The sequence below is a fragment of the Nostoc sp. genome, from assembly GCF_036917615.1.
In the GTDB taxonomy this organism is placed as follows: domain Bacteria; phylum Cyanobacteriota; class Cyanobacteriia; order Cyanobacteriales; family Nostocaceae; genus Nostoc.
In genome coordinates this window covers 30538-46268 of record NZ_JBALCZ010000014.1, presented here as the reverse complement: position 1 = coordinate 46268, position 15731 = coordinate 30538, and the positions used below count along the sequence as shown (strand labels likewise).

Here is a 15731-nt window from a genome sequence, read left to right as displayed (position 1 = left end):
CTATAAGATGGGTTCTCATACTCCAGGCAAGTTTATCGCACAAAAATGGGATTAACTTTAGGATGTACCAGTCAGCGAAATTCGTGAGCCTCTGGGAGTGAATTCTATTCCATAAAACTGGTATTTTGAGAGGTGGCTTTGATAAAAATTGCAACACCCTGTACTTTAGGAGTACAGGGTGGAAGACAGCGATAAGGATGAATAAGCTATATTTTGCGTGATTCCCAGTTTGTGCCTATTTACTTCAAAGCCAATCTCGATAAGCTGATATTTCATTTACGCTGATTTCAAACGGCATCCCTTTGCCAAATGGCGGATAAACGCGGATTTTGGCATTTGTAGCAAACCGCTCTAACCTATTACCCAACTGCGGAATATTGCTGACTATATGCCAGTAAGATAATATGTCAGGGCAGTCAATAATTAATGTTAGAGTGGTGATATTTGTTGTGAGATACCACTGACAATTAGACAACAAAACTCGCGTAATGCGATCGCAGGCTTGATAAAAGCATCTGCCAGTAGACTGTTCTAGTTCCATCTGCAACATTCCGTCCTGTTTCGTTACCTCAGTTGGAGGTAAATCATCGGGAGGAAGCAGGTATAGTTTAGAAGACATAATTTCGCACCTCTTGGTTGTAGCGCGTCAAACTCTCCAGGTTTTTTTGCATATCCGAAGACGTGGGTTTGAGTGCTAGGGTACCTAAATTTAATTCGTCCTGAAATTTCTTGATTTTGTCTCGACAAGTCTCCACATCACCGATAATTGAGTTCTCAATTAAATAATCTTCATCGAAACAAATGTTTGTGCGATCAAATGGTTTTTGGTTGGGATTGGCACTATTCTGCAATAATTGAGCCGAATTAGCTTTCATTTTCTGGCTAAATTGGCGGATGAAAGGTAACGCTTCACTCACTGCCTCATCAGATGTTTTGCCAACATAAAAAAAGCGTGCCAGCAGGAAGTTTTCCGCACCACTAGAATTTAAGGCTCGATATTTGGCAACAGTATCCTTCAATCTCTCTAGGGAAAATGGCGGCCCACCCATCAAACTGAAGGAATGTTTAGCAGCCAACTTGATACCGTCATCCCCACCAGTGGCAACATACACTGGTATTTGACTCTGCAATGGTTTTGGGTAAATTGTCAGGCGATCGCATTGATAATATTGCCCATTAAATGATACATCAGTTTCATATAACAGCTTCTGAATCAATGCGATCGCCTCTAGCATCTTGGGACGCGATTCACTTGGTAGTGTCGCAAAATGCTTGTTTTGTTGGGGAAAGGGGCCGCCTTTAGCAACTCCAAATAATAATCGTCCATTGCACAGGTTATCCAAAGTGGCAATATCTTCCGCTACCCTAATCGGGTTATGGAATGGCAGTAACACCGCCGCAGTGCCTAATTGGATAGTTGAAGTCAGTCCCGCCAAATGTGCCATTAACACCAACATGGACGGGCTGAGATTAGATTCACTAAAATGGTGCTCACTCACCCAGGCTTCCTCAAAACCTAAGCTTTCTGCCTGTTTTACCAGCGCGACTTGCTCAAATATGGCACGACGAGCATCTTGGTGATAATTATCGTAATTGCAGAAAATTCCAGTTTTCATTACTTGCGTTGACTATTTTAGTTTGCAACCCACTGCAACTCCAACCATAGGTGTGGGTTGTTTTGTTTAAGCTTCGACATCGGGTCGCGCAACAATCGCTTGCCATTTATGCAGACTACTTGCACTAGACCCATGTTGTCTGCTACTTCTCTGAGTATTTCTTTTTGAGCTTGCACGCAGGAAATCATTTCGTCAGAGCAATAAATCCCTATATATTGCAAACGTCTGGCAGGTCGTCCCCAAAAACAGGTGATGACTTTCACATAACACCCATCCAGCAATTCCCCAACTTGCGGGTAGTAATGGTTGACGACTCTTGTGAATTCTTTGGCTAAGATATCTTCAGCAATCATTGGAACTGACATTTCTGTAGCGTCCATCACGCTATTTAATATAACATAAATTTATCAATTAAATATGACAAAATACCCGAAAAGACTTAAATAAAATGTTAAATAGTACAAAAAAAAGAGGTGTGCCTTATTTGGTATCACCTCAGATTTGTGTAAAGCATCTTTCTACTGAATAGACATCTGGGAAAATTAATTATGCGTTCACTCAACCCCTTGTAGAGACGCGAAATTTTGCGTCTCTACATTCTTTTCTAGAGATGTCTAATGAAATATTGCTCAACTGCGATTTATAATCGTCAGGTATATTTGCCAAGGTCAAGCAATTTTGGATTTTGCCCTTCGGCTACGCTCAGGCTAAACTCAGTCGAACGATTTTAGATTTTAGATTGACCCCATGTCTAAAGTCAGGCGATGCACTGAGCGTAGCCGAAGTGGACTTGTCATTTAATGCAAGTATTTTAGATTTTGGATTTTGAATCTTATTTTGCATTAGTCCAAAATCTAAAATCTAAAAGTCGATGAGATGCTCCCAAATAGTCTGATATCGAAAATTATGAATTCAAATGACATGCATTTAATTAGCACATTTCAATGTTGAATTCTAAATTTTGAATTTTTAATTGTTATTATCGAGCATTGCGTTCACAAACTAAGACCTCTGCTACGATATCTGGTACATTTATGAAGTCCGTAAATCCTTCCGAACCACGGACTGGTGATATAAATGTATAGTTTGGATCACATACTCCATTGTCATATACTTGAAGAAACCACCTATCTGGAAATCCTTCTACACCTAGTTCGACAGTGTACCAACTCTCGCCAATCAGACGAGAGTTAAAGATTGTGAACCACTCTCTGTTCTCTTCGGAAATATTCCAATCTGCCATCAGCAGTTCTAAAGCTATTTGTCCCGCATCCGTTGAAGTCAACAGCATTTTTACTCCTTATTTGCAATTTCGGGATTTGCAATTTCGGGATTTGCAACTTCAGGATTGGGAACTTCAGTATTGGGAACTTCCGGGTATAAACCTAGTTCTTTAGCTAGCTCACGCGCCACAAAAAATAAAAATTGGGCACCATCTTGATTGCCTTCATGGGCAAACATAGTTGCTACTTGTAACATTGTTCCTACTAAGCCAGAATCAATCAATTCTGGCTTAGATTCTAAAATCTCTGGTTCCTGACCATTAGGGCATTTAAGTAACTCATCAATCAGATTAAAATACAGTTGTTCGCGTTGTTCTGTCATGGTATTTTTGTTGATTTGAGTGAGTAAATTGCGAATTGGCTACTGTTCGATACTTTGCTGCCACAGTCTTTCCAACATTTCAACTTGTTCTTTTAAAACAGCTGCACGATGAACAAGATATCTGTCGTAAAAGAGAATCCCTAACCCAATACAAATAGGGGTTAATAAGAAGAACCATTGCAGGATAGTGGCAAATTTATATTGTTCAGCAACAGTCAGCATTTGATGAATCACATTACGGTCAGAGGATTGGATGCTAGTCTGAGAGGAATGTGTACCTTCTATCTGGGGAGCCAAGGCGGGAGCATTTGTACTAGTTTTGTTAACTTCACAGGCTAATTTCTGGGATTTTTCTAACTCCAGATGTCGCTCCCAAATTATGCAAAATACTACTAGTTCTGGAGAAAGGACTGCTAAGGTAACTACGCAAACTGTGAGAACATTTAAAAGTTTGGCTTTCATCTTGGCTCTCCCTTGCTAGGTAGTATGCACCCAGTAAGAAAATATCCTTTGCTGTTTATCTAAAGTAGCTATATATTTATACCTCTCAAACAGTTTTGATATTAAAATATCTGTAATCGGTAATTTTCCAAATCGTTAATTGTCAGTGATTTTTCTAATTAAGCTAAACCACATCTAGTTTGCCTAATCTGAAATTGTACATTTCTTGTGAGGTGGGCAACACGAGCGCTCAATATATGCTTTGGTTTTTATGGAACAGCTTACCACTGACCACTGACCACCGGAAACTTCCCTAAATTTTTACAAAATCTAGGATTAATCAGTCCGAAATAACGCACTCAGATTCCAAGAATGTGGTTTCATCCTACTCTCAGAAAAGAGATTAAGAAGTCCCCCCTAGTTCACTAAGTTTTCACTCAGGAATGTTGGGGGGTAGAGGGGAATCTCTGCGTAAATCCTATACGATTTATATCAGCCGCTCTCCATAAAACAGTTTACCCCTGCCCCGTTAAGATTATTAAATTCATTAGAATAGTACTCAAAGCCTGTAATTACCACCTGATAAGTCTTACAAAAATTTATTGGGGTATGGGTACTAGTGTTTTTGGAACGGGGTTCTAGTATTTTCGATGTGGGGTTCTGGTGTTTTTGCACTCAACCTCAAAGCAATGTAGGCAATGCTTAAGGACTGTTTTTGATGCAATTTTAGGCAGACAAAAATTGCACTCAAAATAAAATATCAATGTCTCTTGATAAAGATAGACTAAGAAATTAGGAAAAACAATTAAATGTTTTGAAAGTAAATTGTATTTCCATAACAAATAGAAGAATGGTAAAAATTTATGCATATATACAGAATTCTAGAAATTGAATTTTAGCCCAAGAAGCAATAGTCAGCAATTTTAAATGGTAAAATACAAGTATGGCAAGCTAGACATCTGCTGAAGTGAGAATCAATGGGAACATATAATATAAAGTTCTTCCTAAACTTTCATATTTTGTTGTTTAGTTAGAATATATAGTATATGCACTCATCGACGCTAAACTACAAAATCAATATACAAAAGCTTATTGTTATAAGTAAATACTCTGTACTAAGATTTAGGATTTTAGGAGTTAAATAATGCGGATTGCTCAAGACGTAACAGAACTTATCGGACGAACTCCTTTAGTTCAACTGAACAAGATTCCTCAAGCTGAGGGAGTAGTAGCAAGGATAGTTGTCAAATTAGAAGGCATGAACCCAGCAGCTTCGGTGAAAGACCGCATTGGGTTAAGTATGGTACTCTCAGCAGAAGCAGCTGGCTCAATTTCCCCTGGAAAAACCATTTTAGTAGAGCCTACCTCAGGTAATACAGGAATTGCTCTAGCGATGGTGGCAGCAGCGCGTGGCTACCGTTTGATTTTAACAATGCCAGAGACAATGAGCCAAGAACGACGGGCTATGCTCAGAGCTTATGGCGCGTCTTTGGAGTTGACACCAGGCGCTGAGGGAATGCGGGGAGCTATTGGCAAAGCCGAACAAATTGTGGCTAATACTCCCAATGCTTTTATGCTGCAACAGTTCCGCAACCCTGCCAATCCCAAAGTTCACCAGGAAACCACCGCAGAAGAAATTTGGGCAGATACAGACGGGGAAGTGGATATCGTCATTGCTGGGGTAGGTACTGGTGGAACGATTACTGGTATTGCAGAAGTACTCAAACAGCGCAAGCAGACTTTTCAGGCGATCGCAATTGAACCCAGCAACAGCCCAGTCCTTTCTGGTGGTGAAGCCGGGCCCCATAAAATTCAAGGTATTGGTGCCGGATTTATCCCAGAAGTTCTCCGTCTAGAATTGGTTGATGAAGTAATTAGAGTTAGCGATGAACAAGCGATCGCCTATGGACGCCGTTTAGCAAAAGAAGAAGGCTTATTGTCTGGGATATCCTCTGGTGCAGCTTTGTGTGCCGCAATTCAAGTAGGTAAACGAAAAGAAAATGCCGGACGTTTAATCGTGATGATTCAGCCTTCCTTTGGCGAACGTTACCTCAGCACACCCATGTTTCAGGATTTGTCCTTAGAAACTGCTAGCGTCCGTTAAACAGACAAGGAAGAGAAGCCAGACAGTAGAGTCATGATCCTCACCTGTCTGTTTCTATCTCCTGCTGATCTAACGCCCAGATACCTGCGCTTGTTAGCAAAGCTAATAGCGCAGGTATCTGCGAAGGTTAAGCCATACTCCAAGCATTCCAGCTTTTGTCGTAGCGATCACCTACGGTGGGCGGGTACGCCATCGCACCCGTTCAGCCTCTAGACACCAACAGCAACGTTATTGCTGACTTCCTGGCGAACTGGAACGAGGATTTTAAACTCCGCTCCCTCGCCGAGTTCTGAGGTGCAAAACAGTGAATTTTCGATGACAATCTTGATCAATTTTTCGAGCAGGTCAAGCAATTTTGGATTTTAAATTTTAGATTTTAGATTAGATCTCTTGCATAAATCAAAAATAAAAACCCACCCCCAACGCCTAACAGCTTGCTCTTAGGGGTTGGGGGTGGGATGTTAGGGACTTTTACAAGAGGTCTACTGCAAAAATCTTCTACTAATGGTTGCAACTACCTTGCTTTTGGTGTTGTTGAGAACCGTGACCGTGATTACAGCCACCTTGCTGATTATGCTGCTCATGACTAGGAGCGGGAGCGTGGGAGCAGTTTTGCAAATCTTGCTTCATCAGCTTTTCGCTCATTTCTTGCAAGGATTCGTCCGCTGGCTTTAAGCCAATCCAAGCATCAATCTTTTGTACATCGAATCCTACCTCGCGGCGATTGTCTATTTCTAACAAAGGACGGCGAATTAACAGTGGCTCTCTCAACATCAACTGCAAAGCGGTTTCTGCATCAATTTTTTCAGGAACCACCTCACCAGATTTTATCTTTGGGGAGGAAGGATTAAACCATTCGGCTACGGGGCGATCGCCAAAAAATGAACGCAACCGCTCAACTGTCCAAGGTTCTGTTAGCAGGTTGTATGCTACCACCTCATGACCGGCAGCTGTTAGCAAAACTTTTTGCTTAGTACCACCTTGACAGCCTGGTTTGCTATAGAAAATTACTCTTGCCATTTAACTACCTCCTAATTACTCAATTATTTGTAGTTGGCGCTGTCTTCGCTAAAGCGCCAACTACGAACCGATGAAATTAATCCTGACGATTCCTAATTAAAAATTCCTAGCCTTATCGCTAACTGAGTCAAACTCAAATCTCTCTTTCGGATCAGTTTCGCCGTAAACATTAAAAGTCACAGTTGGTTCATCACCCACTGCTTCTACACTGTGAATTGCATCGGGAACGAAGCTGATAATATCCCCTGGAAATAGAGTTACCTCTCCCGTAGGTTCAATTTTGTCCTGAAATTCTGGGCTATGGGTGCGTCGCCAAAAAGTATTTTTTTCTTGACCTTTTAACACCGCCACTATTCCCCATGTCCCATGATTATGAATGGTTGATCGGGTTCCCGGTGCAAATGTTACTGTTTGCACTGTCAACGGAAAACCCAATTCATCGTATAGGAGTGAAACAGAGGTTCCCGTTTTGGGCGAAGGCTCTAAATATTGACTTTGCACCCAGTAAGAATTTACTATCAAGCGCCTTACGAGCATCTGAAGTTCTGGTAGACGACTGGCTTCATCATCAACGCTATTGAGAACATCTTCCACCTCACTTAAAAACCGATAAAGGCGGTAATTTTCTCTCAATAAATCCCATGCTCTCACAGATTTACAGGCTTGATACTGACCGTCCCCCGTTAGCAGCCAATCCTTACCTTTCATAACTTTTAAAATGATAGCCGATAAGATTGGAAGACAATGAGCGGAGAGACATTAGGAAGAGTGCCTACATCAAGTTTACCAGGTATGTTAATACGAGGAATGATAGAGTTCATATCGTTACTGGCTCCCCAAAGGGAGTTAGAGGAATACGATGTAGTAGATAACCAATTATTCATGATTGTTCACCTTGATTGTTGATTGTTGACTAATTAATCATCTTCTTCTACTGGACGTGTCAAAATATCCAGGAGAATTCCGGCTCCAAAATCATTCTTTTCGTCTATTTCTTTGACTTTGGTGCTAATTTCTTTTGCTTGCTCAATTTCTCCTAAATTTGCTAGTACTAATCCAGAAGCGGCGTAAGCATTTAAGTACAATCGAATCTGTGGGTCTTCTTTACGATTGACTAATATCTGCTTAAGTTGCTCCCAGTCATCAGGCAATTTTTCTATTTCTTTAATTTTATCTAATAATTTGACTGTTGTTTGCAAAGCAAGAGAATAATTATTTTTATAATAGAAAAATCTATATGCTGCTACCAAGACATCTGTATTTTCACCAGTTTTGGCTAAAGCTTGGTGAATATATTTTTCCGATTCTGATGTATTGTCCCAGTTTTGTGCAGCTAAAATTAATAAATTTTTGATATCCTCTGGAACCTGAAACCATGAGAATTTGTTTGCATCAAGTTGCATAATAATCTCTTTAAGAGTTAGGAGTGAGAAGTGAGGAGTTAGAAATTCTTAACTTCTAACTCCTCACTTTTGTTAAAACAAAGTCAGAACGTACACTAGGGTAAACAGAACAATCCAGATAATGTCTACGAAGTGCCAGTAAATTTCTGTCATTTCGATGAAAGTATGATTGGTTGCAGAATACTCACCAGAACGACGCGATCGCCACAATACACGTAATATCAATAACAGTCCCACAAAAACGTGCAAACCGTGGAACCCAGTCATGATATAAAAGCAGTTGGCGAAGACGTTGGTAGTCAGCCCGTATCCTAAAGTTGAGTACTCATAAACCTGACCACCCAAGAAAATTGCACCCATGATTGCAGTAATTGTGTACCACAGTTGCATTCCCTTGAGATTATTCTTTTTAATCGCCGTATCACCGAAGTGAATAACGAAACTACTGGACACCAGAATAATGGTGTTAATCGTCGGTACAAGTAATTCTACTTCACTTCCTTCTGGAGGCCAAACCGCTGTAGTACCTCGGAAAAACAAATAAGTGGCAAAAAATCCCCCAAACATCAGGGATTCAGAGGCGAGGAACGTCAACAGTCCCCAAACTCTTAAATCTGGATGTTCTTCGTGTCCTGCACTGTGATCTTCGCTCGTCGTTGTAGCTATAGTCATAGATTTATTGACAATATTATCCACTGTGTCTGTTGTGGAAGCTTGAATAAAGAATGAAGTGTGAAGCGGCAAATTTTCATTCCTCATCCAAAATCCTTATTTAACCGAACTCTTCACTTGTTCAGGAATTCTCAAAATTCCGAGTTTCAAGTAATGATGCTCAAGTTTTAAGTTCCAAGCTCGGAGTTCCGAGTTCCAAGCTCGGAGTTTCGAGTTCCAAGCTCGGAGTTCCGAGTTCCAAGCTCGGAGTTCCGAGTTCTAAGCTCAAAGTTCCGAGTTCCAAGCTTGGAGTTTCGAGTTCTCAAATCAAATGACTAGAAGTTGCAGTCACCTTGAGAGCGATCGCAGTACTCAATCTACTAACTAAGCAGTAGCTTCCGGCGTTGCAGATGGCTGTATTTCAGTACTGTGACCATGACCGTAGTCATAAGGCCCATGAGTAACAACCGGCAACACTTCCCAGTTTTCAATTGCAGGTGGCGAGCTAGTTGTCCATTCTAAGGTCAAAGCTTGCCAAGGATTATCACCAGCCAAGGGCCCCTTCAGCCAACTATAGATAATATTGATGGCAAAGGGAATTACCGATATCCCCAAAACAATTGAACCATAGGTACAAATTTTATTGAGGTCGATAAATTGGGGGTCATACATTGCCACTCGTCGCGGCATTCCTTTCAAACCCAACTCGTGCATGGGTAAAAAGGTGAGATTAGTGCCGATGAAAGTGAGGGCAAAGTGAATCCGTCCCCAAGTTTCATTCAGCATTCGTCCGGTCATTTTGGGGAACCAGTGATAAATACCGGCGTAGATGCCAAACACGGAACCGCCAAACAGAACGTAGTGGAAATGTCCTACTACATAATATGTGTCGTGGATGTGAATATCAAAAGGGGCAGTTCCCATCGTCACACCACTTAAGCCGCCCATGACAAACATGGACAACAAGCCAATAGCGAAAAGCATCGCGCTGGTGAAGCGGATTTTACCACCCCAAAGAGTAGCAACCCAGGCAAAAATTTTAACGCCAGTGGGAACTGCAACTATGAGGGTGGAGATGGTGAAGAACATCCGCATCCAACCAGGTGTGCCGCTGGTAAACATGTGGTGTACCCAGACGAACAGACCGACAGCGCAGATTGCTACACTAGAATAAGCGATCGCTTTATAACCAAAGATTGGCTTGCGGGAGTGAACTGGAATTACCTCCGACATGATGCCGAAGATGGGCAGAATCATTAAATATACTGCCGGGTGAGAATAAAACCAGAATAAGTGTTGATAAATTACAACGTTACCGCCTGCATCTGGTTTAAAGAAGGAAGTACCAAAGTTGAGGTCAAACAACAGCAGAATTAAACCGGCTGCTAATACAGGTGTGGAGAGAAGTGCCAGCAGGGAGGTTGCCAAGATTGCCCAGCAAAACAAGGGCACTTGATCCCATTTCATGCTAGGAACCTTCATCAATAAAATGGTGATCACAAAGTTCAGCGAACCCAAAATTGAGGAAGTTCCTACCAAAACGATCGCAAGTATCCACATAGTTTGAGCGATTGGTGCTGTCACCAAGCTCAAGGGTGGATAAGCTGTCCAACCAGATTGCGAACCGCCAAAGATGAAACTACCTAATATCAGCGCCCCTGCTGGTGGATTTAACCAAAAGGCGATCGCATTCAGCTTCGGGAAAGCCATATCCCTAGCACCAACCATCAACGGCACCAAAAAGTTACCAAATCCCCCAATGGCGCTAGGGACAATCCACAGGAAGATCATAATCGTCCCGTGATTGGTCATAAAAGCGTTATACAGATTGGGGTCGAGTACGTCTGATTCTGGTGTTGCTAATTCGACCCGCAGAGCGATCGCCATCAGCCCGCCGATCAGATAGAACATGAACGCCGTTACTAGGTATTGGATACCAATAACCTTGTGGTCAACATTAAATGTAAAATAGTCTTGCCATTTCCACGCCTTCGGGTGGAAGGTGTGGCCAACCACCATTTTCGGTTTATTTTCTTCTGGTGGAGTATTCCGTGGAAATTCTACCTGCGTCATATTTTTTTACCACTATGCAAAGTCCAGGGTCAAACGTCCAAAGTAATTAAATGTGACTCTTGACTCTTGACTAATGACCAATGACTACTGACTCTAGAGTTGCTGCACTAATTCCCATATCATGAGTGTGGGGTGCGAGAAACTCTGATGTTGATAAGTCGGCTGGATTAAGTGCTACGACTTGATTTAGGTTTTGCTGTTGAGCAATCTGGTTTTCTGTCCGCCAGCTATTATATTCTTCCGGTGTATGGACAATTACCTGTGTCCGCATTGAACCGTGATAACCACCACACAACTCAGCACAAACTACGGGATATGTACCTGGTTTGGTGGCAACAAATCGTAGTTCGGTAGGTATACCAGGAAGCGCATCTTGTTTCAGGCGGAAGTTTGGCACCCAAAATGAGTGAATTACATCTTGTGCTGAAAGGTTGAGTTGCACATCAGCACCGACGGGAATGTGCAATTCCCCAGAGGTAATGCCACTATCAGGGTAGTTAAATAACCAGGCGTACTGCATCCCTTTGACATCAACAACTAAGTCGGCTGGTTTGTCTAGGGTTTGAGGAGACGCGCCGATGCCAATTGTTGGGGCAATTGACGGGGCAGTTGTTGCTTGGGAAGTATCGCTTAATGTAGCAGCAAGAGCGGTTCCTGGCATCTGAGCAACATGAGCTGCTGAATGAGGATGACCCGCAGGATCAAAGCCTCCCATTCGGTTAAAAACATCTACACTGTAGATGCCCAAGAGGAGGACAATCACTGTTGGAATTGCTGTCCAAAAGACTTCTAAGGGCAAGTTACCTTCTATTGGCACGCCATCGGTATCGTCACCCGGACGGCGACGAAACTGAATCAAAAAAACTACAATTGTTCCTTCTACCACCAAGAAGAGTGCGATCGCGATGGTAAACATGACGTTGAAAAAACCGTCTACCAAAGGCGCTTGAAGCGAAGCTTGCACCGGCATTAGAGTGTGGTTTTGACCAATCCAAATGCTGATTGCTGTAACTACTATTCCAGCAACCAGAGTCCATAGTGAAACAGGAACTTGTTGCATACATGCTACCTGCTCTGTAAACCGTCTTTAAAGGTGTGTTTTTCTGGGTTTTGGGCACTGGGCATTGTTATCCATTCCTTATTCCCCCTTCGGGTTCACCAGTCGCTCATGGGGGAAACCCCCTCTTCTGCGCGTTGGCTCACCATTCCCTGTTTGTAACTACTAGGTTTTACATTTTCACAGGGCAGCGTTTTTTTCTTTTCACTTATTAACTTTCTAACGTGCAGCCATAAAAATGGGGGAAACTTCCAGATTTTTTTCATATCTTTCCCCCAAAAACTTACAAATTATATTTCAACTCCTATGAAAAAGGTAGCCCCCTGCTCCCAGAAAAGCTAGTTGTTCCAAGAGGGCACTGTAAGACCTAATATTGATTAGGCTATATTAGCAGCAAGTTTAAATTTGTTAATAGCTCACAATTTGCAATTTACGGATTTGTTTACTATGAACTTTTTATCTAGCTCCAGTAAATATTGAGTATTCCCCTCAAGTTACCTTGCCTAGCACATTTGCGCTTTATACAAACAGTGCCTCATTGAATGAACAACAATTTTGACTAACTCCAAAAACCTTAATTATTTAATTCAACATGGGTGTAGCAGTTCTTAGGGCAAATCCGTGAACACGCTTCACAACCAATACAGTTATCTGGAGAAGTAACTGCCATTACTTTCCGTTCAACTTCTTCATCATCTTCATCTTCTACAAATTCGCCTTCTTCATTGAGTGCTTTTAAACCTAGCACATTGTACCCGCATACTTTAACGCATCTGCCACAGCCGATACATTTGTCTTTGTCAATTTCGTGAGCAAATTTTGGTGTCCAAGTCTTACCGCCAAATGTCAAACCAGTGAGTTGTGCCATGAAGAAATCCTCGGCAATTTTGCCTATCAATCTGTTTGGACCTTAATCATCATATTATCCTAAGATTCTATTTGTTTGCTATTCAAAAATTACTTTTAGCTCATCAAAATTCGCTGACTTTGAACATAATACAAAATTATTTCTTATTTAAAGTTATAGATGAAAATTATTACCAATAATAATTATGAATGTTTAAGTTTTCCTCGTTCCCATGCGGAGCATAGGAACGCATTCATTGAGTCTCTCACTCAATGTCTGACTGGAAGCAGCAGCCCCTAATCAGCCATTTCCATGCAGAGCATAAGAACAAGAGTGGGAAAAATTGAGGGTTTTAAACTCACGCAGGTGAATAAAGGCTCGTGTAGATACGGTTTATAACCACCGATTTAACTATTATTTACAGCAAATGTAACTATATCTATAAGAGTGATGACATTATTTTTCAAATATTTTTAGATTTCAGCAAACAAATCTAGATGAGCAGTATACATCTATACAAAAATCGATGTCCATTAGTTACATTTTGATATATCAAATATGTATTTTAAAAGCAACAATTCCCCATTTAAGTTTGATTAAACTATTTAAATCAATATTGACAAAATAAATATTATTGTTTGTACATAAATAAACCAAATTATTTTATTAATCAACTGTAATTTTTATGGCAGAATATTAGTGCGTATTAAATATTAAAATTATTAACAAATCAGATATTCTCCAATTACAATAGGCTTAAATATTTCCTAAGAATACCTTGATTAAGGTTTTATAGTCAAAGCTAAAATGTTCATTAAGTACCGAATTAAATAAATGTTAAGATTTTTTTCTAAGCTCAGTACGAACAAATTAATCATTTTGTTTATGAAATGTATAGTTAATAAAGAAGTTTTATTAGGCTCGGTTTGAAAGCCTTAAATAGCTTCCAATTGGATGCAAAGTAAAAATATGGATGTGGGGAGTGAGTGTGGTGAGAAAAGATTATTCTCGCCAGAAAAATAATGTGGTAGCGAGTCATGAATAAACAGGACTCATCCAGGGGAGACCTGAGCCAGACATCTCAACGATTAGAGTGGGAAAAGAGCCATATGCCTTATACAATTCCTAACAACAGTTGCGTTGGATGTGACAACTGCCGCCCCCAATGTCCTACGGGTGCAATCAAAATAGAGAACAATGAATACTGGGTTGATCCTGGTCTTTGTAATAATTGTGAGGGCTATTATTCAGAACCGCAATGTGTAATAGCTTGTCCAACTAATTCTCCCATTCGCTGGCAGGCGAAAAAGGGGAGATGCAAAGTTGAACCGAGAGATGCTACCAGCTTAGACTTGTTTTCTAACGGCAAGAATAACCCATTTGCTTCAGCGATCGCCATCTGGGAAGCTTGTAATGTACTAGCACAGCGAACATCCCTACATTGGGAAAATGATGAGGAGGGTTACTTGTGTTACAGCCGACAAGTCAACCAAGGTCGAGGTGCGATCGCTTTTCACATCCAAGATCCATTCAAAGTTAGCGACAAGGCCACAGATTTAGGAGCAATTGAGGGGCTTGACATCAGAGCCACTTGCATACATCTAATTTTTGCGGCTTATGCCACAGCCTTAGAGCAACCTTGGGAGCAAGAATTTGCGATCGATGAACGACAAATTGAGAAATATTTGGGGATGGAGAAACGCAAAGACTTGAGCAAAGCTGCCAAGCTGGCTTTAATGAAAAATATCGTTCAGCAAGCTTGCTCCCTAATTATCTCCATTGATTGGCCTCAACAAGGTCGAATTAACGGATTCTCTGTTACAGGCAGCCGCTTATGGCACTTGGTGGACATTCAGCACCACTTTCAAGAAGACAATCTTGGATGCAAATATCTTATTGGGCTAACTTTTAAAGTAAAAGCAGGTATTTGGGCACAATATTTCTTAAACAAACAAGCATGTAAAGAGCGAACCGCATTCTATCAATACGGCAGTCTCCCCAAAACCCTACTAACTACAGTCATGAGCATTTGGCAGCAACATGAAGGCGCAGTCCGACTAATGCTGTGGTTGCTGTTTAAAACCAAAATGGGCAAGGAACAACGCATCACCATTCCTACCTTGCTGCGGATTGCTTACGGTGAAGAAAAAGTCGCCCTTGCATCCAGACAACGGGAAGAACGCAAACGTCTGCTGCGAACTTTTGAAAGCGATTTGGAAATTCTCAATCACTATGGAATGAAACCGCTTTTTGACCCAGTTACCTACCCACCAGAAATTCAACCTTTGTGGGCGAAGTTAGTTGATATTCCCGAAGATCCAGATGAAGCATTGGAATTTTGGACTAATGACGGTGGTGCTGAAACTCGCCTCACAGACACAGGCCCCCGTGGTAAATGGAATCTGCTAATGAATGCACGGATTTTGGCTTTTGAACTCCCACCAGAATGGGAACAGCAAATCTCAGAATCAGAAAAAAAGAAAACAAGAACTGCTAAAGCCAAAAGGAAGCCCAAAACTACAAGCGATTTGCTGGGTGAACAGATTTTGCAGGCGCGAAAAAATTTGAATCTCTCCCAAAGGGAGTTGGCAAAGCTCACAGGTAAAAGTCAAAGCTGGATTCGAGATATCGAAAATGGTCGTTTAAAAGCCAAGTTAGAAGACCAAGTACTCTTACGGAAAGTTTTAAATATGCCTTAATCTCGATTCGGTATTTAGAATTTAGGTGAGGAGTTATCCCATTACATCGTTTTGCTATAATTCAAAATTCAAAAAAATTATGAATATGGAGTTACCATTTACAGCCGTTTTTAACTTAGTGAGGTACAAAACTTAGTCCCAAAGCAGATATCAAGTCTGCCTATTTTACTCCTGAACGGCAGGTGCTTTAAGTTGGGGAACCCGCCCAATGCACT

Annotated in this window: 15 protein-coding genes; 2 read left to right on the top strand and 13 right to left on the bottom strand. The window is 41.2% G+C overall.

Annotation, left to right across the window (positions count from 1 at the left end; all coding sequences use genetic code 11):
• Positions 1-244 precede the first annotated feature (244 nt).
• From V7K85_RS03690 to V7K85_RS03665, 6 genes are all read right to left on the bottom strand, one after another.
• Positions 245-619 (bottom strand): hypothetical protein, encoded by a 375-nt coding sequence (locus V7K85_RS03690; protein ID WP_334811301.1) that lies wholly within the window; start codon positions 617-619, stop codon positions 245-247.
• Entirely contained in the window at positions 609-1616 is a 1008-nt protein-coding gene (locus V7K85_RS03685; RefSeq protein WP_334811300.1) for an LLM class flavin-dependent oxidoreductase, read from the bottom strand. The genes V7K85_RS03690 and V7K85_RS03685 overlap by 11 nt, the downstream gene beginning before the upstream one ends.
• Before the next feature lie 17 nt (positions 1617-1633).
• Positions 1634-1996, bottom strand: coding sequence for a hypothetical protein (locus tag V7K85_RS03680; RefSeq protein ID WP_334811299.1), 363 nt, complete (start codon positions 1994-1996; stop codon positions 1634-1636).
• Between the two features lie 599 nt (positions 1997-2595).
• On the bottom strand, positions 2596-2907 hold the full coding sequence (locus V7K85_RS03675; protein ID WP_334811298.1) for a hypothetical protein: 312 nt from the start codon (positions 2905-2907) through the stop codon (positions 2596-2598).
• A gap of 2 nt (positions 2908-2909) precedes the next feature.
• Positions 2910-3221 carry a hypothetical protein gene (locus V7K85_RS03670; RefSeq protein WP_334811297.1) on the bottom strand — a complete coding sequence of 104 codons (312 nt, stop codon included), beginning with the start codon at positions 3219-3221 and terminating at the stop codon, positions 2910-2912.
• Between the two features lie 39 nt (positions 3222-3260).
• On the bottom strand, positions 3261-3683 hold the full coding sequence (locus tag V7K85_RS03665; RefSeq protein ID WP_334811296.1) for a hypothetical protein: 423 nt from the start codon (positions 3681-3683) through the stop codon (positions 3261-3263).
• A gap of 1123 nt (positions 3684-4806) precedes the next feature.
• On the opposite strand from V7K85_RS03665, the gene cysK reads away from it, so the two are divergent.
• Positions 4807-5766 (top strand): cysteine synthase A, encoded by a 960-nt coding sequence (gene cysK, locus V7K85_RS03660; RefSeq protein ID WP_334811295.1) that lies wholly within the window; start codon positions 4807-4809, stop codon positions 5764-5766.
• Between the two features lie 501 nt (positions 5767-6267).
• On the opposite strand, the gene V7K85_RS03655 is transcribed toward cysK, so the two are convergent.
• The 7 genes from V7K85_RS03655 to fdxB all read right to left on the bottom strand — a co-directional run bounded on the left by V7K85_RS03655 (position 6268) and on the right by fdxB (position 12838).
• Positions 6268-6786 carry an ArsC/Spx/MgsR family protein gene (locus tag V7K85_RS03655; RefSeq protein WP_334811294.1) on the bottom strand — a complete coding sequence of 173 codons (519 nt, stop codon included), beginning with the start codon at positions 6784-6786 and terminating at the stop codon, positions 6268-6270.
• Positions 6787-6882: 96 nt separating this feature from the next.
• A complete protein-coding gene (locus V7K85_RS03650; protein WP_334811293.1) occupies positions 6883-7494 on the bottom strand; it encodes a cupin in 612 nt (203 codons plus the stop codon).
• 209 nt (positions 7495-7703) lie between these two features.
• Entirely contained in the window at positions 7704-8189 is a 486-nt protein-coding gene (locus V7K85_RS03645; RefSeq protein WP_334811291.1) for a hypothetical protein, read from the bottom strand.
• A 72-nt stretch (positions 8190-8261) separates the two neighbouring features.
• The gene (locus V7K85_RS03640; RefSeq protein ID WP_334811423.1) at positions 8262-8861 is read right to left on the bottom strand and encodes a cytochrome c oxidase subunit 3; all 600 of its coding nucleotides are present in this window, start codon (positions 8859-8861) and stop codon (positions 8262-8264) included.
• A gap of 363 nt (positions 8862-9224) precedes the next feature.
• Positions 9225-10913 carry a cytochrome c oxidase subunit I gene (ctaD, locus tag V7K85_RS03635; RefSeq protein WP_334811290.1) on the bottom strand — a complete coding sequence of 563 codons (1689 nt, stop codon included), beginning with the start codon at positions 10911-10913 and terminating at the stop codon, positions 9225-9227.
• 70 nt (positions 10914-10983) lie between these two features.
• On the bottom strand, positions 10984-11973 hold the full coding sequence (locus V7K85_RS03630) for a cytochrome c oxidase subunit II (RefSeq protein ID WP_334811289.1): 990 nt from the start codon (positions 11971-11973) through the stop codon (positions 10984-10986).
• Positions 11974-12544: 571 nt separating this feature from the next.
• On the bottom strand, positions 12545-12838 hold the full coding sequence (gene fdxB, locus V7K85_RS03625) for a ferredoxin III, nif-specific (protein ID WP_334811422.1): 294 nt from the start codon (positions 12836-12838) through the stop codon (positions 12545-12547).
• A gap of 1088 nt (positions 12839-13926) precedes the next feature.
• Here fdxB and V7K85_RS03620 point away from each other — a divergent pair.
• On the top strand, positions 13927-15516 hold the full coding sequence (locus V7K85_RS03620) for a helix-turn-helix domain-containing protein (protein ID WP_334811421.1): 1590 nt from the start codon (positions 13927-13929) through the stop codon (positions 15514-15516).
• Positions 15517-15731 lie beyond the last annotated feature (215 nt).